This window comes from Photobacterium satsumensis (genome assembly GCF_050336935.1).
Taxonomy (GTDB): domain Bacteria; phylum Pseudomonadota; class Gammaproteobacteria; order Enterobacterales; family Vibrionaceae; genus Photobacterium; species Photobacterium satsumensis.
Map to the genome: position 1 here is coordinate 926,695 of NZ_JAKJSK010000007.1, position 19,659 is coordinate 946,353.

Genomic DNA, 19,659 nt, shown 5'->3' on the forward strand with positions numbered 1-19,659 from the left:
GGAGCCTGATATACTTTTCATGAGATATAAGCAGGCAATAAATGACATTTAAGAAAGCTCCCCTAATCATCATTGCAATTACGCTTTTTGCCAGTATTTTAGCTTACGTCCTGTTGGCGAATTACCCTTATTCAACGGCCAATATCGATAATGGTAAAACGCAATATCTCGCTAATTGCGTGTTCTGTCATGGCGATAACGGTCATGGCGATGGAACGGCAGCGGTAGGTTTTGAGGTAAAGCCTGACAATATTTTCGATGAACTTCAAAATCCATTTGGCTTAAAAGCAGAGCTCATCCATTCGGTACTTGATGGTGAAAACGGCCAAAACGGACAGATGCCCGCATTTGGGCATACACTATCCAAAGAAGATGTTAATGACATCTTCGCGTACATAGAAAGCGTTAATGAATAACAGTAGAACGACATACTGATATACGAGTTGTTTATTAAACAATCAACTATTGAGTTAAGGTTGCTTAAAGCGTGATAGGCGTAACAAAATTCATCTTTTACGATTGCGAGAAACTCACTACAGGCTTATCGTTTCTTTGTAATCAGTGACTTATACGCGAGCATCGTATAATGGTATTACCTTAGCTTCCCAAGCTAATGACACGGGTTCGATTCCCGTTGTTCGCTCCAAGCGCTCTGGCGCAAAGAGTAGGCACTGATGAGTAAGATGACATGCGGTGGTGGCGGAATTGGTAGACGCGCTAGCTTCAGGTGCTAGTGTCCGCAAGGACGTGAGGGTTCAAGTCCCTCCCTCCGCACCAATCTTACATATCAAACTAATCAGCCTTTCTAGAAATTCCCCTTTTTTTCGACACTAACCCATCAAGCTTTGATACGCATCAAACCCGATTAGCTACATCTTCGATCAATATCACACCGGTTGCACACTCTGCAAACTACGCTTCTTGTACACTCAACACCCCAGACAAGGAGAGTAAAATGGCTTACTTAATTGTGTGTTGTGATGGCACTTGGAATGATCCAGATAACAGAGACAAAGGAGAGCTTGCTCCAACTAATGTTAAACAGCTCTTTGATGCACTACCTGAAAAACCAGTTCTTCAGCGTAAACGCTATCAGGCTGGTGTCGGTACCGAGGGGGGAATAGATAAGTTCACCGGAGGGATTTTCGGCTTCGGGATTTCTGAAGATATTCGTGACTGCTATCAATGGATAGCCGACAAATATAAAGCGGGTGACAAAATCATTTTAACGGGCTTTAGCCGAGGCGCTTTCACAGCACGTAGTTTAGCCGGAATGATCTGCAAATTGGGTATCGTCGATCTACATAAACACAAGGAAGCTGAATGGGACGAAACAATAAAAACGGTTTATACCCAAGGGTATAGGGAAGATGAAACGGCTGAATTTTTAAAAGCCCACCATAACATCAAGTTTCATGATAATTCCAACACAGTGTTCTTCCTCGGTGTTTGGGATACTGTTGGTGCGCTAGGTGTACCGAATGATAAAGCAGTCGCCGATCTGTTTGATAATCCCAAGAAGTATCAATTCCATGATGTAAAGCTAAGTACAAACGTCGAGCACGCCCGACATGCCGTGGCTATTGATGAGCAAAGAGGTAGCTTTAGTCCTACGTTATGGGAAGGCAATAATCACCCATCAATGAAACAATTATGGTTTCCTGGTGTACATAGTGATATTGGGGGTGGCTATAAAGAAGATGGACTCTCAGATACAACCCTTAGCTGGATGATCAATGAGCTGAAAGGTGTTACGGATGATCTTGTATGGCACGAGGACATGCTTAACCAAATCAAGCCTAACCACGCGGCTGAGCTTCATGATTCGCATGTTGGCTTTATGAAGGTGTTAGTCACCGCTCCTCGCAGTATACCGTGCTTTGAAAAACAAACTGGGAGCTTTCATGAGTCGGCGCTAGAAAGACGTGAAAAGCCACCCATTAAGCAAGGCCCCTATCGCTCGACACAGTCCTTCACTGAAGGAAGCCCTATAGAAGTTGATATCTATGCCAAACACCCATGGTCTTGGACTGGGATCTACCTGAAAAAAGGCAAAAGCTATCGCTTTACAGCGACAGGTCAATGGGTAGATAAAAGTGTTCCTTGTGGCCCCGCAGGAACCAATGATGGCCGGTTCTACCTCGGTGAAATCGCCCATATTGCCAGTGAAGGTCTGGGTTTTGTGGAAAGGCTATACAAAAAACTACTCGATAAGCCCGATGCGAATTTCGTTCTCACAAAGCGTGTGGAAGAAGCGTCATACTTCTGTTTAATGGGTGCAGTCGCCAATGGTGGCAACCCCAACAAAGACGGTACACACTGCCCACTTCGCCAATTCAGCATCGGCTCGGGCGCGACGATAGAGGTGAAGAAGTCGGGATATCTCTATTGTTTCCCCAATGATGCATGGGGGTTCTACGGTAATAACCGAGGATATGTAACGCTGAAGGTCGAAGAAGTGAACTAGCTAACTTTCGGTTATGAAAACAGCCAAGGGTAAAACAAAGCTTCAGAGTACAAATTCCGGCCTCAAGTCATGGCCGTATTTGTACTCTGTTGTTTTTTTCGATCCAAGTGCTGTGAATTTATGGTAGATCTCTCAGTTTTCTTGCTGGGTTCCCCGCATAAATACCTTTATCAGTAATGTCTTTTGTCACAACACTACCAGCCCCAATCACAGCGCCCGAACAAACACTCACTGCGAGGATCGTCGCATTGGAGCCAATTGTCACGTTATCTCCAATAACCGTCCGGCCCCAGCTATTAGGGTTTGGATCTGGCTCGCCATTTTTGAATAAATCATTGGCAAACATAACACCGTGACCAATGAAACAGCCCGAACCAATAGTGACAAATTCACAGATAAAGCTATGTGACTGAACTTTCGTTCTTTCACCAATAATAGTGTTTTTCTGGATTTCGACGAATGGCCCGATGAACACCCCGTCTTTTAGCTTACAACCATAAACATTGGCCGGTTCGATTATGGTGACATCCTCCCCACACTCGATATCAATAATTTTTGCCTGCATAACCCTTGGTAGTGGCATCTGAGTTCCTTAGTAACTGATATTTAGTGAAAAAAACACACTACAGACATCCCACTAATATGGCAATCCACTTACACACCCGATGCATGCCGTCCATCACCCTACCCTAATAATACATCCCAAGCTTGCAACCCTAACTCGGATTGGTGGAAATGATACTGCTGTCTCATAGGGATCCTATTTACTCCATTAAATCAAAGCTCGCGGCAAGCGATAGCGTTAGCTCTTTCGCCGATATCTCTTTACAACCCGATGTGTTCTGACCACTCCACAGCGGTGAGAAGTCCCCACTGCCGCGTTTTTCAAACTGAGTCCGTAATTGAGTCATTTCAATGGACGCATAAGGAAAATCAGGCGCAGCATTATTAATACAACCAAGTTCTTTTATAGCTCGATTAACAATCCCCCTAGCAGGCCTGCCCGAGAAAATATTGGTAACCGCCGTATGCTGAGAACCGGCCCCCTTGAGTGCTGAGCGGTGAATTTGTGACGTTTTAGTTTCAGTACAAAGCAGGAAAGCGGTACCGATCTGGACATAATCCGCGCCAAGCTTCAATACGGCCTGTACGCCTTTACTATCGGCTATTCCACCCGCGGCAATGACCGGTACGTTTATCTTACTGGCAATTTGGGGGACTAATACAAACAATCCCATTTGAGTAGAGAGATCAGCCGACAAAAACATCCCGCGGTGGCCACCCGCTTCAATACCCTGAGCAATAACCGCATCAACGCCATTTGATTCAAGCCAAATGGCTTCCTCTACGGTCGTGGCCGAAGAGATAACGGTTGTTCCCCACCGCTTTATCCGCTCTAGTAAGTCTTTATCAGGCAGGCCGAAATGAAAGCTAATAACAGGTGGAGTAAAGGGCTCTATCGCATCAGCGATATCGTGATTGAACGGTACCCGGCTGGCGCCGTTTGGCTGACTCATACACTCAGCGCCTAGCTCTGAAAAATAAGGCTGTAGTCTTTGTTGCCACTTTGCATGCCGTGATTGGTTATAAGGCGACATATCATGGCAGAAAAAGTTAAGGTTAAATGGATTCTTCGTTGCCGACTTTATCGTCTTAATTTCACTGACTATCTGGTCAATATTTAACATGCCGCAAGGTAAAGACCCTAACCCACCCGCTTCACTCACTGCAATTGCCAAAGTGCTGTCTTGAACACCGGCCATGGGCGATTGAATAATGGGTAAAACTGTGCCGAACAAGTCATTTCGCATAATCACCCCTACTAAGTGTGCATTAAAAAGAACAGATTATTGACGTAATTTCATTCTTGTTTCTTTCTAAATATTGGGCATCTTCAAGATAAGATAAATGATGTCCATTATTAATGTTTTGGGCAAAAGAGGCGTCTCCGCTATTCGCTTCAGAAACCATAAAATCAACTAAGGCATTCAATCTCGCTATCATAATATCAACAAGCTGAAGGCGGTTCTCATGGGATAAGCCGTATGAATCGCAGAATACTCTTGCCCTAACTGACTGCTCTTTTAACTCACCCAGAGCATCATTCGGATGCGTCTTAAATGGCGCCCAGCAATACACAGCATAAGCAACATCCCATATCCTCGGCGCTGGATGAGCAGTATCGAAATCAATAATACCTATCACGGTATTGCCATCTAATACTGCATTGTAAGGCGCAAAGTCACCATGACAGATCACTTCCTGCGGCTCTCTACTGGGTAACATCCATTCCAAGTCTTGGTGTTTATCGCTTTGGATCCAACTCGCAGATACATCATGATATTGACGAAGCAACCGACCCGCAGAAGACAGTGCTTCCATACTGGCTACAGGCCCAACAAGGGGATAGTTAAAAACGTCGCCTTCGAGATAAGAAAGTATTTCATAACCATCACGGTTAATACCAAATACCTGCGGAGCCGCATCAAACGATTCTGCCTTGAGATGATTAAGTAACAAATGAATAGAAGGTGTCCACTTTTGACTTGGACGATAAACCTGATTATTCACGCGATAAATTTGGCCCTCACGACCACCTTGTAATTCTTCCATGATTCTCCAATGGCAAGATAAGCAAACAGTTTGACCTACCTAGGCTCGAACACTAATCTTCGATCGTCTTCTCACCACAGTTTTCACAGACAAGATGACGGCAGAATTCATCCATTGAAGCAACAAACGGCCCAAGTGCCCAACCTTTAATAAAACCGGATATAAACTCTTTCACCTTACGGTCATCTGCATTCTTATATCCCGTTGGCTTTCTGACCAAAACGACAACATGATATGTTTCAGCCCTACAACATGGGCACAGACGCACTTCTTTCTGTAATGACAACGGTTCTTCCTCCTTGAATTAAGCCTGGTGATAACTACCAATAACCTTCATTTTTCTAGTAGACTACCCGCCTTTTTGTATCACTCAAAGTACGGATTTATCATTTTGCATTCACTTTCTCAGCTAAAATCAGGCGAACTAGCAGGCATTCAGCACTTGAAATTGTCGGAAAACTTAACAGAATTCCCACTCGAGATACTCTCACTCGCAGATAGCTTAGAAATTCTTGATTTATCCAACAATCAGCTAAGCTCAATGCCAGCCGCGCTAAGCCAGCTACATAAACTCAAGATTGTATTTGCCTCGAATAACCACTTCGAATCTTTGCCTGAAGTACTGGGGCAATGCCCCGAGCTAGAAATGGTCGGGTTTAAGTCAAACAAGATCAAACAAGTTCCGGCGAACTCATTACCGCCAAAACTACGCTGGCTTATTTTGACGAATAACGAGATTGAAACCCTACCGGATTCTTTAGGCGAACGTCCACGTTTACAAAAGTTAGCGTTAGCGGGTAACCGTCTAACCAACCTGCCGCAAACCATGGCGCAATTGAGCAAACTAGAGCTCTTGCGTATTTCAGCAAATGAACTGACTGAGTGCCCAGATCAACTACTCAACTTACCCAAGCTCGCTTGGTTTGCCTTTGCCGGCAACCCGTTTTGCCACTCGGATATTACAATTGAATCAGTGCCGGAAGTGCCCTCTTCCAGCTTCTCGCTGCAGCAAGTACTGGGACAAGGTGCTTCGGGGATCATTTCAAAAGCTACCTGGAGTCAACCTCAACCCGACTTTCCTGAAGATATTGCCGTTAAGGTATTCAAAGGTGAGGTCACCAGCGATGGTTATCCCCAGGACGAATTGCAAGCGTGCTTAAAAGTCGGCAATCATCCAAACCTTGTACAGTCCCTGGCACAAGTCAATGAAAGTGGATATTTGGCACTGATTATGAGCCTTATCCCCTCTCACTACCGTAACCTGGGACTGCCACCCTGCTTCAACAGCTGTACCCGCGACACCTTCTGGCCAGACTTTACCCTAACCATTTCGCAAATTGATAAAATCGTTGCCCAGATGGAAGGCGTATTTGAGCACTTGCATGAAAACCAAGTCTGCCATGGTGACTTATATGCCCATAACACCTTGTTTGACGAGCAAGCCAATATCATTTTTGGCGATTTTGGCGCAGCGACCATGTATCACATGCTCACAGAACAACAACAAGAGCAAATTAGGCAAATTGAGCATCGTGCCCTTGAGCATTTTGTTGATGACTTACTGAGTATTTGCCGCAAAGAAGATCTGAATAGCGAGGAATTCTTCAGCCTCAAGCAGAAAATCAACCAATAACAAAAGAAATATTTGCCTCGCAATACCTAACACCCGGATAACACGACTATAGTCATAAATATTAGCGTGTTAGACATTGCGAGGGAAAGCACATGTCATTACCCATACTGTACTCACTTCGTCGTTGCCCTTATTGCATAAGGGCAAGACTTGCTTTGCTACTGGCCCAACAGCCCGTAATGCTGCGTGACGTCGTAACAGCAAACCTTCCCGATGAAATGCTAAGCGTTTCCCCGAAAGGAACAGTGCCGGTATTGGTATGCAATGATTCAGCCGTTATCGATGAAAGCCTAGATATTATGATTTGGGCATTAGAACAAAGTGACCCAAGCAACTTGCTGTTAAGTGATCGCCCAGATAAATTTCAGACCATGATGACGTTAATCAACCGCAATGACACTGAGTTTATTGTTTCATTGGATAGGTACAAAATTGCGGCCCGCTACCACCACAGTAATGAAGTTGACTATCGGGACCAGTGTGAGCGGTTTCTGAGTTACCTCGAACAACGTCTTGCCGAACAGGAATACTTAATGGGTGAGAATCCAAGTTTAGCTGACTACGCAATATTGCCCTTTATACGCCAATTCTCTCGTGTTGATCGCCGGTGGTTCTTAAGCGCCCCCTACCCGAAACTTCAGCGGTGGCTGACCGTTCATTATCAAAACCCACTGTATTCAAAGGCCATGACTAAATGCCCTTTGTGGCTCAGCAGCCACGAAGAGTTTCTATTTGGTAAGATCTAAAAGGACATCATATCGACTCGTTACTGACGAGCTTCTATTTGTGCAACTCGCATCAAGTTCGAAGATTTTCTTATCAAGGCTATCAAATATTTGATATACAGTGATGGCCTGTTTAGCTTCTTTCTTTGGTGTTTTCCGTGTTGTTTTAAAAAAAGCATGAAGAATAACAACATCTCCGCTTTTTGTTTTTGTAAAAAGTACTCTTGCTGACTCACTTCCATTATCAACTCTTAACTTATAGATTAAACCTTTATATTTCCATATCTTAGAGTTTAAAACTTTCAAGTGGTTACAGTGATAGATATCACCATGAACTTCATAAGACTTAAACTTTTTATATATATTTAAAGCAAGCTTTTCTGAGGTTTTATCAAAAAATTGAAAAAGAGGATAACTAATGTCGTCATTAAGAATAAAAGTAATCATAACATAACAAGATATGTGTTTATTGATGATAATAAAGAATTCTGTGTCGATTTCACAATCACTTTTAATTAACATAGCGTTTAGATATATTTATACCAACAAATGCTACTTATTGATACTCCAGCAGCTGGTGTTTAACGTTTATTCAACGCTTATCTCACAAACAACCGATACCCTTAATTAACAGCTAGTCCCTTCACTAACATCCCGAGACTTTAAATATTCTTCCATTTCAACTAACGTTTTCATCTGGTGAACAGTTTGAACCATTAAATCATTGCGAGAAACTCTTAAGTCTTTGATTATATCAGGCAAACTTAATGTATTTGGACGATTCATTACCATTGCCGCTATTGTTTGCCCTGTTCTGCCAACGCCAGCTCTACAATGTATAACAGGAAGTAATTTATCAACCTCATGGAAGGCACGGCTATTTCGCTTTTTGTAAAACTCTTTACGCTCAAAAGCTATCGATTCAATTAGCTCAACCAAATTAAGGGTTGCTTCTAGACTAATCGTTTTGTGATCAGGCCAATTCCAGACATGTACAACAGGAATATCAATAGTTGCTTGGTAGCCAGATACATTAAGATTGAACACTGAAGCGTCTACGTTGGGCGAAAGTACAACCTCCTCTAGCCTTGATGAATTTACGTTGATCCCACCGTAACGATCTGAACGAGAAAAGTAGTCCGGTAAGTTATCATTCCTCATATCAGCATGACTTGCCAACACAACCAAAATAGGAGTTCTATTGATAACTAAAGTCTGAAAAAAAGTCTCCAATTGAAAATAAATTGGATACTGCATTGCAATAGCGACAAACTTAGAATTGACGATAATAAAGTTAGCATTTAGCCCATCATTAATTCGGGTTTGAGCGCTATGAGGGATGTTGAAGCGATCTCGATCTGGGTTGAATATCACTCGCTTCGCACCCCCTTTGATCCCCATTAAATTCATAGACTTGGTTTGCATTAACTCACGTTCACCCTGCATATTTCTCCTTAGTCTTTATTTCCTTATTTACGTCTTGTCGCTTGTAGCGTAAATCATCGTTCCTATTTTCCGAAACCCCTCGCCTTCAATCGCAAACCGGACATCGTAAGTATTATATTAATCTTTAATGAGATAGCCAAAAGGTGATGTTTCATACCTTACCTCTATCTCACCGTATAAAGGACTATTTGCATACATACGAGAAGAAGAACAAAGGTTGCCATCTATAACGGCATTTTTCAAAGATAATTTGTAGCAACTGATGCTATTTCGGTAATAGGTTATCTTTTTATTTTCAACATTAACAACTACTTGCTTATCAAAGTCAGAAAAATGGTACTCAACCCAGACTATGCTTGGGATTGAGAACAAAATAAGTACTGTACTTGGAATTAATGATATTGCCACCGGCTTCCAATTATACCCACCTACCTTTCTAACTTTAAGTTCAATCACAGTTAAACCAACGATGATACACGAAAGCAAAAAAGCAGACACCACTGATTTGTACGTATAAATCAGTGGTGGACTAGAAACTATGATTGAAACAAAAGTAAGACCACAAAAAACAAATAGTGAATAACAGTAGACATAACTTGAATTTTTCATTGTTTCTTTAGAAAGCATATTTACTGCCCTTGTTTAGCAAATCACACCGAACTCCATACCAAAACTGCCAAGTGTAATGCATCACATTGGTTGCTTTATTACTCATTTTTTAACAAATACAAATCTGCTCTCGGAAGGCCATAACCAATCATCTGTCGCCCTGTAACCGCGTAACCAATAACTTCCATCAGAGTGACTCAAGTAAAAACCGTTTGGGTGCTCTTGCGAGGTAAATGGCTTGATTGAAGCGATTGTTAAACTTATACCTTCAGGTTGATTTAGATACTGTAGTCTTAAATAAGGAGCTAGCTCTATTGGACAAAACGTCAACCCATGAAGCTCTGCTTCAGTGATAATATCCTGATAAATGGCACCATCGCTAAAACCCAAAAGTTCAACGCTTGTTTCTATGACCGTAACTCTCTTACTTACTTGAGAAATAACGAAGCTATTGTTCAAAAAAAGCATCGTTGCATAAGCATTTAAATTGATTTTCCGCTTTGACAACTGAAGTAACAACTCCTCTCGGCTTAATCCGCCAAATTCAAAGTTCCAAGAGTTTATTATCATCGTTAAATGTCCCTATTTACTTGATGAGCATAAATGCCGCGTGTAACGCATCACCTTGATTGCCTAACGTAAATTTACCTCGCATCGCCAAAATTACAGTTTTCCTCGACCATACTTGCACGATAATTACTACTGCGGCCTACCTTCAACATCCCCTCTTATAATGGTGGATTCGTGATAATACCTTCAGAGCTCACTCGATAAAGCTAATCCTATTGAAAACTAAGTGATAAGCCAACACCGACATCCATAACATTCGAAGACTTTGATAGCTTAATTTTGTACTCTAGGCTAGTACAGTGACACGGATGAATGTTGTTTATGTCTTGAACTTTGAAATAATTGAGAGTGCCTTCTGATTGAATATTACTTGGTTCAAGAAGATGAAAACCACCGATGACATCAAAAACCCTGTCATCACCACAAACTTTCTTGGCATACTCAATAATATTGCAAATACCAGCATGAGAGCACCCTGTTATAATGACCAACCCTTGAGGCGATTTATATACTAATGCTGAGTCATCTTTAACATAGTCATCAACCATTGAATCAGAATTTTCACATTGGCCAATAGGTTCGATATTCTCAAAGTAGTTGGTTCTGTCAATTTCACCTAGAAATACTAATTTATCCGTTATCCATACCGGTTTATGGCTTAATCTCGTTTCAAAATACTTACCAACCTTTTTTCGATCTAAAACTGAACCTATTTCATCACTAGAATACTCTTTGTACGAGAACGCTTCTGGATGAGCAATAATTGTTGGACTTAGGCAATCTATACCTTCAGCTTTTGCTTCAGAGTAATGTTTAACCAACGGAACTAACCCACCGGTATGATCATTATGACCATGGGATATAACAACATAGTTAACATCCATTAAGGGCTCATTCATTTTTTTAGCATTCTGAATAAATACGTCTGAATAACCAACATCGAACAATACCTTTGTCTCACCTTCTGTAATCAAATACGAGACACCCGGCTCACCTAAATAATATCGGTCGATTATTGTATTGTTATCAACTAAAACTTTCAATTCCATCATCTATTTTCCGTAGGTCAATTTAACGATGCCCTTGTAGAAGACTTAATATTCGAATACTACACGAGTCGCCAGAAAATCAATGCTCTAACATGCATAAAAAGAGACTCAGATCACCTATGGATCCGGAGCAATCAGTATTGCTCGGTTAATCCACAGCTAGCCAAACGAAAACGCATCACCTTGATGACTTTGTTACACGACGGTTTACCTTCATCCCAACTAACCAACAGGTTAATAACAATATAGCCGATAACACGAGCACAGTTAAGCTATGTTTAGACATATTTGCGATGAACAAACCATTAATCAGTAATTCACTTTTTGCAGGATAACTATGAATAGCCACTAGTATATGCACATTCTCGATAACGTCGGATGCCCCAATACCAAATGGTAGTAAGGCAATGTATTTTAGCGATGAGCTAATCAATTCACATGATTTAATTAGCTCAATAAGCAATAGAGAGTATGCAAATGAATAAACCAGCGGAAAAAGCATGTCTACGGTCATTTCATTTAAAAAATAATACTTCCTTCCAGCTGTGCCAATTTCGTTAAAAAAAGAATTCACAGACTCAGACGTGAGACCCACTTGTACATCAAGAGGATCTATTGATGCAGAAATTAATGGGTATATAATTAATAATATTATAGCTTGAAGCGCAAAGTTCAAGCTAAGTAAAACACCTGCTTTCTTCCATGAAGAAAAATTGATTAACCAATTCAAACTTACCATCCTTGTAAGATAACGTCTAGGATACGGTGCGTCACGATGAACTCACCAAATTCACTAAATTCCATACCCAAAATGCCGAGTGTAAACCATCATCTTGATGGTCTTGTTATAAGCGGGACTAGTTGGTCACCACAACCATTACTTGCTATTGCAACTGCATTCTCGGGAAAACAACCAAAACCCATGCATGATTCAGTCTCAGTTATTATGTTATTGCAGCTTCGAGAGAAACGCTTTCTATCTGTTTTATCAAGAATTGGGTATTGTTCCCATTCGTCATCATCAGCTTCCACCTCACCACCATTGCTTTGCATCATGGCAAACCTGTAACTAGCAGGAAGGGAACCAGCCAAAACTGACTCTGCTTCAACTATGAATTTTTCGTCTAAATTAAACGACATAAATATTCCTTTGTGCATCAAACGTCTAACTTAAGCTGTGGCTTCATGAGCCCACACTGTTACACTTAAATTTCACAGATTCGTACATATCTATTGGCCTTTACTGGGCCGATAGAAAGCATGATGTCTGTTATGGCAATTTATTCAAAACCCACGTACTTACAGATATCAGGCCCAATATCATCTTGAGTACCTAAGGTGCTATCTGCTCCTACAGACCACAATTCAAATCGACTTTCCTCCGCCTTGTAGATATAGTCATTTCCCCATGGATCTTGTTCTATTACATCCAGATAAGCATGCCCATCGGTATAACCTTCCTCACCCTCTCTAGCAAATGAAAGTACATATAGACCTTCTTCTTCTGTCGGCCATCGTCCCCTATCAAGTTTAAACATCATTAAAGAAAGGCATATTTGTTCAAGTTCTCTACTTTTGGAGATATTACCTGATACTGACTCACTTGCATTTGAGGATATAGAAATAAAGAAAAAAGCCACTATAACTATGTAAATACTCAATTTCATATTTCTTGATAAATCCTTTGCTTACATTTTTTCCATAACGCCGGCAGAAGTTGCCCGCTACCAATTCAAATTGACTCTCGTAAACACAAAAGCCTATTTGTACCAAAAATGCGCCGTGGTAAGGGTCAAATTGATGGCTTTATAGGCCTATAGTAATTCCTTTTTGAAGTGTTCGTACAACTTGTGAACTATTGGTTCTGATGCAGCAACTAAATATTGATTGAATGATTCAGGAGAATAAAACATATCTCCAATTGTTGATGAGTAGCCGGGAGCCGGTGGTATCGGGATCGAATTATATGACCAAATCAAATCATCGTCTGCATTGAATAATTGACCCGATATATTAAACAAAGCGTTGAACTCATCAGAAAGCCCATGCTTCATTCCCAAAACAACTACATTAATAGTTAAAACAAGTCGATTTGGAGAATCATTAGTGAAACTTACCGCTAAATTATCTTTTGATATTTTTTGCAGAAATTGAGACTGTACAAGCTGATTAAAGCTAATGCTATTTTTATCCATAAAATAAAGAGTAAATTCTCTCAAACCCATTTCGTCTCCAGAACTTGCAGTAAAACCGACACCCAATGATTCAATGTCAACATTACTGATGACATGTAGCATAGAGTTATCATCATGAGGTACAGACGCTAACTTCACTGTCCGTAAACTTACAAATTCATCTTGTTTAAGCTCAACCGTAGGTACAGCAGAGCAACCTCCGAGCATAGTTGCGACTAGTGCCAATGCTATTACTTTTAATTTCAAACTTTACCTCCATGTAGGCCTAACGCCTGTAATAAGGTGTGCCCCACTGAACCAGAAAAGCGCAACGAACTGCATACAAAAACCGCCGAAGTCCAGCGTCACACTTGACGGCCTTGTTAAGCAAATGCCTACTTGAAACCGCCATAAACAGAGAAGTTATAATACTTCCATGCAATGTCTATATCTGAAAACCCTATCGCTTCAAGCCATTTTAATTGATCAATCAGCTTTGCTGGCCTATCTTCATCTCGATAATTTTGAAGCCATTTACTTTCAATATCTTTCTCTGAAACAGTCTTTTTCATGAACAATTTCCATTTGCTCATATATACATCTTGTAGCTTGTCGTTTGAACCTAGTATAACGTCAGCATTGAAGAAAACACCGCCTGGCCGAATTGAATCATAGACCTTTCGATAAAAATTAATTTTATCGCTATCTGTTACAAGATGATGTAGCGCAAGAGAGGAAACAACAACATCATAGCTATCATCAAAATTATAATCGCTAAAATCACCTACCTGATAACGAATATCATTGAAGTTTCTCAATTTAAACTGAGACATTTCAACCATGTTTTCAGCAAGATCTAGACATGTAATTTTGGCATTTGGATATTCTTGCTTAATACGTTTTGATATTGTTCCCGTACCACAGCCAAGATCTATCACATTTATAGATTCAGACTTATCAAATGGGATCATTGAAACAAGAGCATCAATCATCTCCTCGTAATAAGGAATTAGTTTCAAGATTATCTGATCAAATTCCTTCGCTTCTTCCTCAAAATGTTTCTTTACGATATCCATATCGTCTCCAATAATATGCTTAACGCTTCAATAATTTGCCCACAACTAATTCACATAGACTCTCGTAAACACAAAAACCTCTTTGTAACAAAAATTCGCCTTGGTAAGGATTAAATTGGTGGCCTTGTTATGTTTGTCACATTGACAGTTTGGTATCCATTAATTCTTTTTTTGCTAAAGATTCATCAACCTCAGTAAAAATAGCTCCAGTTACGGCGAAACCAAAACCAGATACATCACCTACATGATCCCCAAGACGTATATATACAGTTTGCCTTTCTAATAAGTTAACATTTACTTCAGACCGACCATGAAACCATGTTAAAAGATTACCATCGATTACTACTTGATAACTCCCTGGCTCAAGGTTATAGACTTGATACCCACCATCATTTAACTTGCTATATTTAACTCCATTAATATAAACATCGGGGGCCATTCCACTATTGACGATTGTTGATGGCCTATATAAGTAGATCGCGCTTCCATCATCTTCTAACTCAATTATTTTTGTAAAGCTGGGACCAGTAGCAACACAGCCTGATAATAAAATCATCAACAAGCATACAATACATTTTTTCATTATTACCTCTTAAAAACATAACGCCAACATAAGGTGCACCACGATGAACTCACCATGGTCACCGAACTCCATACCAAAACCGCCGAGTGTAAATCATCACCTTGATGTTTATGTTATAAGTTCGGGCGACTCACGACCAGAGAGATACCTGTCCAGACACCACCCTGTCGCTTGTTGCTACTGATATCCCAAATGCCAATCTTATCCCAAAATAGAGGGTGCTCATCTAGTTCTGTATCTAGCCAGCAACCTTTTTCATCATTGATGATATAATGGCTAGTTAAAGTTCCATCGGGTAATTCATAAAATATAACCGATATTTTCAAGCTTCCTGGGTCTGTGAATTGTTCTGAGTTATCTATTTTTAATCTAAGATTAGAACTTTTTAACCTCTGATACTCTTGCGGGTATTGAACACTCAAAAATACTTCTGCATCAGGTGAACAAGCAGTTTCCACCTCAAAGCCAAAACACTTAAGTACGTGAACAACCATAAATAACGGGTTGAAGCCGCCTGATTCAACAAACTTTCCATCTGCCATCGGATAACCGATGCCAGTAATTTTATAAATACTTTCCGCTACATCATTCGCTTCTAATGAAGTATCAACTTCAGTGTATTTCTCTGAAAAACAACAATTTTCCACATCAAATAATGGAATTTTCACTTTTCTATTTATCAACTCAAAATACTTTATGCAAGCGACTATACTGTATGCTCCACATAGATAACTTCCATCCTTCTGCCTTAAATTCGGCAATGACATATTCACTTCCCTTTAAAACTTATAACGCCTGTAATATGGTACGCCACGGTGAACCCACCAAGTACACCGAACTCCATACCAAAACCGCCGAGTGTAAATCACCTTGATGACCTTGTTAGGCTTATTTGCCTTGCTGTTCTTGCAACGCTCTTATGTTTTTTGCCTCTTCTTCAATCATAATATCTAGCATATAAGCGCTTTCCATCATTCGCTTTTGTCCAATTTCAACACCTTTTCTCATTAATAAAGGAGAAAGCTTTAGTGACTTTTGACCGGTGGGAGTTTGTAAGAATGCAATCATTTCTTCTAATTCATCTTGTGTATAAGCATCCATGTATAATTGTACAAAATCATCTCGCAAACTCTCACCACTCATATAGGTATTAAAGAACTCTCGTATTGTATGCTCAAAAGGTTGTAGCTGTGGTTGGGTTTGAAGCTGCATAGCTAACAGTTGATCCACTGATTCAGACATTAGTGAGTCTAAGTTCATTGTCTCTATCAATAGGAGTGCTGAATTTTTATGCCCATCAGCTAAAGCACTCCCACTAATCAAGCCTAACGACAAGATCACTATACTTTTAAATTTTTTCATTAAAACACCCTTATTTACCTAGTATGTCCATTATTAGCCTACCGCCTGCTATAATACGCCACAACGTATTACGATAATGTTGATAGACCGCCGCAAACACCATAGCCAATTCAGACCTAGAATGCCGAGCGTTGGAGGTCGTATTGATGGCCTTGCTATGGCTACTTTTCTGAGCGTTTGGTGTTCAATTTTTCCACGCTACCGCCAAGCAAGGTATGTAATTTTCTGCTTGCACTCATGATATACCACCAAGTGCTTAACGATAAGGGCACTTTAATATTTTATTGTTTAAAATCATATTGTTGATAGTTAGCGTTGCTTTTAGACATGGCGCAGCTTTTACGTTAGAGAAACGAATATGATTTTGGCTGGATCATGCAGAGATAACCCGATGCGCGTTGTAGAGCTGAGGAAAAATCCTAATAACTGACGAGATAGTAAAACCTAACCACTTAACTGGCGTTGGAGGAGTTGTTGATCTCAAGATAAAACCGTGACCAAGTAACGACTTAAACAATAGAAGCAACGCATCGAAGATTCATAGAATTGCCAGCTTTATTGCTTTTGAAGCTCTGCAAATCGCTACCAATATCTCAGATCGTCGAGCTTCAAATACGACTATCTTTTGTAGCCATAACGCTTGGCATAAGGTGCGCCAGCGCATTACTTTCTAAACCAATTACACTTCATACCAAAACCGCCGAGTGTAACGCATTGCCTTGTTATACATTTTGACTTGCATAAGCCCCAAGCTGAAAGGCAAGCTCTGTCAAGAAAACTACAACAACAAACATACTACTAAATTTGAGAGCAATAGATGTATGATAGCCATACCAACTCTTTAGCATAATAAACGGCAAAACAAAGTAAAGTGTTGATGATGCAAACAATACTATTGGACTCCAACCATTGAGGTACACAACAAATGAGATAATTAAAGAAAGTATACTTGGCACAAGTATGAGCAAGAACACTCGGCCAAAGTGAAGGTTTGTCTTTTCATTCTCTCCTGACATAAATGGCAACAAACCTGAAATGATCACTATTTTTGTTAAAAACGATAACATGCATTCCCTTACCAGTTATATTTAGTTATAAATTAAAGCTACAGCAATATATATCGCCGCCATAAGTTGTCCACTCCAGAACCCAAACAGACCCCCGTAAACACACAATCCAATTCATACCAAAAATGGGCCGTATTAAGGGTCAACTTGATGGCCTTAGGCAAAAGGATCTAAAGTAAAACCTTCTTACAGGTAAGTTTCTGACCAAAATTACTCGTTTTACTTATGACTTGCTCACTTACTGGTGTTAGCTTCCACTTGGCTTTCTCTGGTAATTTAATATTACTTTTGAGTTGCTCAACATACATTTCAGGAAAATCATCTCCTACCTCTACTGAATAGTTGCTCATTTCCTCATTCACAGAGCCGTTTTTTAGGTTCCAAGTCCCTTTACTAGCAATAGTCACATCATAGAGTTCAGCATGACTTGGTAGTTTAAAGTTCATCTTCGATAATTTATCGAACGAGCCATCTTCAATGTAATCGATACGATCTCTATATGAAAGCTGGATAGATTTATCACCTAAACCACTACACTCCCAACTACCTGTAATATCTGTTATGCTTTCATTTTGAATTTCAGTTATTGATGAACATCCCACTAAAATACCTAAACCAAGATAAGCCACTACTTTATACATAATATTTTTGCCATTTTTGTTAAATTGTTATTCTTTTGCCTAACGCCCGCCATAATTTGCCCGCCCCATAACCTAAACAGACCACCATAAACACATAAGCCATTTCATACCAAAACAGCTCTGTAGTAAGGGTGATGTTCACCCGATTTAGTAGACACGCGAATATCTAAACTAGCTGTTTTTCAAACTGTATTTGAGACACATATCCAATACTGCTGTGTATTCGTGTTCTGTTGTAGAAGTAGTCGATGTACTTCCGCAATTTATCAGCAAGAACGGCTAGATTTCTTATCGATGCACCCTTAATGAGCTCACCTTTTAACGTTTTAAAGAACGACTCCACTTCAGCATTGTCAGTGCATTGACCAGGTCTATTCATACTATGCTTGATGGTTTGCGTGAGTACAAATCGATAACTACAGCTAAATTGGCCCAGCGCTGACCAACCTTTATGTAAGTCACATCACCTGACCATTGCTGATTAATATCTGTTAGCTTACTGATAGTCAGTCGGTGATTTTCTAGCGCACGAAAGAACGCTCTGCTCTTTTTCATCCGTCTGTTAACACGATCAACACGTGCTTTCAATCCCGCCTCTCGCATCAAGCGAGCAACTCGCTTGCAGCTTACCGACCAACCTTCTGACTTCAGAAGACGAAACACCTTAGGACTGCCATAACGTCCCTGACTTCTGTCGAATATACGCCGAATGTCATGAAGTAAATGAGTGTCAGATCGTACTGTTGCACTCGGCTTTCTGCGTAACCATTGGTAGAAACCGCTACGAGAAACATTAAGGTATTTGCAGAGCTTTATCACAGAATGAAGCTTGCTATAACGCTTTATGAATCCGAACCTTTCCGCCTTTGTTCCGCTTGATAACGTTGCCACTTTTTTAAGATATCATTTTCTTCTTCAAGCTCAGCTATTCGTTGCTTAAGACTTTCAAGCTCATCACTCTGCTTTAGCTTTTTCGGTTTAGCCACATCCTTGCTCTTTACCATATGTCTCACCTCATCCTTGTATGCTTTTCTCCACTTCGAAAGCATGAATGGATGAATATCTAATGCCTCAGCCACTGACTTAACCGTTCGGTGAGTTTCGAAGCTCCATTGCACCGCTTTCAACTTAAATTCTAGTGAATATTGCGGTGTTTTCTTCCCCGTTTTATACGCAGGCATAACAATCTCCTGATTAGTTATGCGTGTCCACTAAAACGGGTGAAGTCCAGAATGAACTTGATGGCCTTGTTATATTTCATCCGCCAAAAGTCAAAACATATAAACATAAACTGAAAAAATTAGAGACATATATGATAAAAATATCCACAAGTACAATGCTCTACTAATTATAACGACTGTTAGAGCTGAAAAATCTAGAAAGTTCCCGCGCCTTGATTTTATGTATACATATACACACAAATAAACGACTGCCCAGATTAGCATTGAGCCATCAAATCTTAAAAAGTTGTCATTGAAATATGCTCTAATTAATTTCATAAATGAAAAAAGATAAAATAATACTGATAGGGATATCGCATGAACTGCTCTAAATTCAAAATCAAAATCCCATTTTTCCTTCATTCGCAGTGACAAAATTTCACGACTTGCAAATGTAATTTCAGAAAATGTCAAGTCTATACAC

23 protein-coding genes, 2 tRNA genes and 1 pseudogene are annotated in these 19,659 nt (G+C 40.2%); 6 read left to right on the forward strand and 20 right to left on the reverse strand.

Translation table 11 applies throughout. From position 1 onward, the window contains the following. Window positions 1-41 precede the first annotated feature (41 nt). The 4 genes from L4D79_RS15790 (at window position 42) to L4D79_RS15805 (ending at window position 2,467) form a co-directional block, all read left to right on the forward strand. Window positions 42-416, forward strand: a complete 375-nt coding sequence (locus L4D79_RS15790; protein WP_428652505.1) for a c-type cytochrome — start codon at window positions 42-44, stop codon at window positions 414-416. Window positions 417-572: 156 nt separating this feature from the next. After that, window positions 573-646: transfer RNA gene (locus tag L4D79_RS15795), tRNA-Gly, on the forward strand. A 44-nt stretch (window positions 647-690) separates the two neighbouring features. Continuing rightward, window positions 691-777, forward strand: a tRNA-Leu gene (locus L4D79_RS15800). 178 nt (window positions 778-955) lie between these two features. Further along, window positions 956-2,467, forward strand: coding sequence for a T6SS phospholipase effector Tle1-like catalytic domain-containing protein (locus tag L4D79_RS15805; RefSeq protein ID WP_428652506.1), 1,512 nt, complete (start codon window positions 956-958; stop codon window positions 2,465-2,467). 118 nt (window positions 2,468-2,585) lie between these two features. Here L4D79_RS15805 and L4D79_RS15810 read toward each other — a convergent pair whose 3' ends face one another. From L4D79_RS15810 to L4D79_RS15825, 4 genes are all read right to left on the reverse strand, one after another. Then, window positions 2,586-3,050, reverse strand: a complete 465-nt coding sequence (locus tag L4D79_RS15810; RefSeq protein WP_428652507.1) for an acyltransferase — start codon at window positions 3,048-3,050, stop codon at window positions 2,586-2,588. Between the two features lie 181 nt (window positions 3,051-3,231). Continuing rightward, the gene (locus tag L4D79_RS15815; RefSeq protein WP_428652508.1) at window positions 3,232-4,278 is read right to left on the reverse strand and encodes an NAD(P)H-dependent flavin oxidoreductase; all 1,047 of its coding nucleotides are present in this window, start codon (window positions 4,276-4,278) and stop codon (window positions 3,232-3,234) included. 22 nt (window positions 4,279-4,300) lie between these two features. Then, complete coding sequence (locus L4D79_RS15820) at window positions 4,301-5,080, reverse strand: phosphotransferase enzyme family protein (protein WP_428652509.1); 780 nt, start codon at window positions 5,078-5,080, stop codon at window positions 4,301-4,303. A 52-nt stretch (window positions 5,081-5,132) separates the two neighbouring features. Continuing rightward, window positions 5,133-5,366, reverse strand: a complete 234-nt coding sequence (locus tag L4D79_RS15825; protein WP_428652510.1) for a hypothetical protein — start codon at window positions 5,364-5,366, stop codon at window positions 5,133-5,135. A 105-nt stretch (window positions 5,367-5,471) separates the two neighbouring features. Here L4D79_RS15825 and L4D79_RS15830 point away from each other — a divergent pair, with 105 nt between their 5' ends. Together L4D79_RS15830 and L4D79_RS15835 are read left to right on the forward strand one after the other, a co-directional pair. Next, window positions 5,472-6,713: a leucine-rich repeat-containing protein kinase family protein gene (locus L4D79_RS15830; RefSeq protein ID WP_428652511.1), complete on the forward strand. Its 1,242-nt coding sequence runs from the start codon at window positions 5,472-5,474 to the stop codon at window positions 6,711-6,713. 92 nt (window positions 6,714-6,805) lie between these two features. Further along, the gene (locus L4D79_RS15835) at window positions 6,806-7,459 is read left to right on the forward strand and encodes a glutathione S-transferase (RefSeq protein WP_428652512.1); all 654 of its coding nucleotides are present in this window, start codon (window positions 6,806-6,808) and stop codon (window positions 7,457-7,459) included. Here the strand turns inward: L4D79_RS15835 and L4D79_RS15840 are convergent. The 16 genes and pseudogenes from L4D79_RS15840 to L4D79_RS15915 form a co-directional block, all read right to left on the reverse strand. Beyond that, window positions 7,442-7,885 (reverse strand): type II toxin-antitoxin system RelE/ParE family toxin, encoded by a 444-nt coding sequence (locus tag L4D79_RS15840; RefSeq protein WP_428652513.1) that lies wholly within the window; start codon window positions 7,883-7,885, stop codon window positions 7,442-7,444. The two genes, L4D79_RS15835 and L4D79_RS15840, sit on opposite strands and share 18 nt — an antisense overlap. A 180-nt stretch (window positions 7,886-8,065) precedes the next feature. Further along, window positions 8,066-8,884, reverse strand: a complete 819-nt coding sequence (locus L4D79_RS15845) for a protein-tyrosine phosphatase family protein (protein WP_428652514.1) — start codon at window positions 8,882-8,884, stop codon at window positions 8,066-8,068. A 117-nt stretch (window positions 8,885-9,001) separates the two neighbouring features. Then, window positions 9,002-9,511 (reverse strand): hypothetical protein, encoded by a 510-nt coding sequence (locus L4D79_RS15850; protein ID WP_428652515.1) that lies wholly within the window; start codon window positions 9,509-9,511, stop codon window positions 9,002-9,004. Between the two features lie 84 nt (window positions 9,512-9,595). Beyond that, on the reverse strand, window positions 9,596-10,063 hold the full coding sequence (locus L4D79_RS15855) for a hypothetical protein (protein WP_428652516.1): 468 nt from the start codon (window positions 10,061-10,063) through the stop codon (window positions 9,596-9,598). Between the two features lie 212 nt (window positions 10,064-10,275). Beyond that, window positions 10,276-11,115, reverse strand: coding sequence for an MBL fold metallo-hydrolase (locus tag L4D79_RS15860; protein ID WP_428652517.1), 840 nt, complete (start codon window positions 11,113-11,115; stop codon window positions 10,276-10,278). A gap of 175 nt (window positions 11,116-11,290) precedes the next feature. Then, entirely contained in the window at window positions 11,291-11,842 is a 552-nt protein-coding gene (locus L4D79_RS15865; RefSeq protein WP_428652518.1) for a hypothetical protein, read from the reverse strand. A 98-nt stretch (window positions 11,843-11,940) separates the two neighbouring features. Continuing rightward, window positions 11,941-12,252 carry an SMI1/KNR4 family protein gene (locus L4D79_RS15870; RefSeq protein ID WP_428652519.1) on the reverse strand — a complete coding sequence of 104 codons (312 nt, stop codon included), beginning with the start codon at window positions 12,250-12,252 and terminating at the stop codon, window positions 11,941-11,943. Window positions 12,253-12,392: 140 nt separating this feature from the next. Beyond that, window positions 12,393-12,779, reverse strand: coding sequence for a type II secretion system protein GspG (locus tag L4D79_RS15875; protein WP_428652520.1), 387 nt, complete (start codon window positions 12,777-12,779; stop codon window positions 12,393-12,395). A 147-nt stretch (window positions 12,780-12,926) separates the two neighbouring features. Further along, window positions 12,927-13,553, reverse strand: a complete 627-nt coding sequence (locus tag L4D79_RS15880; RefSeq protein ID WP_428652521.1) for a hypothetical protein — start codon at window positions 13,551-13,553, stop codon at window positions 12,927-12,929. A 128-nt stretch (window positions 13,554-13,681) separates the two neighbouring features. Next, window positions 13,682-14,362, reverse strand: a complete 681-nt coding sequence (locus tag L4D79_RS15885) for a methyltransferase domain-containing protein (protein WP_428652522.1) — start codon at window positions 14,360-14,362, stop codon at window positions 13,682-13,684. Between the two features lie 136 nt (window positions 14,363-14,498). Next, the gene (locus tag L4D79_RS15890) at window positions 14,499-14,945 is read right to left on the reverse strand and encodes a DUF2846 domain-containing protein (RefSeq protein WP_428652523.1); all 447 of its coding nucleotides are present in this window, start codon (window positions 14,943-14,945) and stop codon (window positions 14,499-14,501) included. A 113-nt stretch (window positions 14,946-15,058) separates the two neighbouring features. Further along, window positions 15,059-15,712 carry a T3SS effector IpaJ family cysteine protease gene (locus tag L4D79_RS15895; protein WP_428652524.1) on the reverse strand — a complete coding sequence of 218 codons (654 nt, stop codon included), beginning with the start codon at window positions 15,710-15,712 and terminating at the stop codon, window positions 15,059-15,061. Window positions 15,713-15,833: 121 nt separating this feature from the next. After that, window positions 15,834-16,307 carry a DUF2059 domain-containing protein gene (locus tag L4D79_RS15900; RefSeq protein WP_428652525.1) on the reverse strand — a complete coding sequence of 158 codons (474 nt, stop codon included), beginning with the start codon at window positions 16,305-16,307 and terminating at the stop codon, window positions 15,834-15,836. A gap of 722 nt (window positions 16,308-17,029) precedes the next feature. Continuing rightward, entirely contained in the window at window positions 17,030-17,374 is a 345-nt protein-coding gene (locus L4D79_RS15905) for a hypothetical protein (RefSeq protein WP_428652526.1), read from the reverse strand. Between the two features lie 170 nt (window positions 17,375-17,544). Next, complete coding sequence (locus L4D79_RS15910) at window positions 17,545-18,015, reverse strand: hypothetical protein (RefSeq protein WP_428652527.1); 471 nt, start codon at window positions 18,013-18,015, stop codon at window positions 17,545-17,547. A 166-nt stretch (window positions 18,016-18,181) separates the two neighbouring features. Then, a pseudogene (locus tag L4D79_RS15915) lies at window positions 18,182-19,196 on the reverse strand (IS3 family transposase). Window positions 19,197-19,659: the final 463 nt, after the last annotated feature.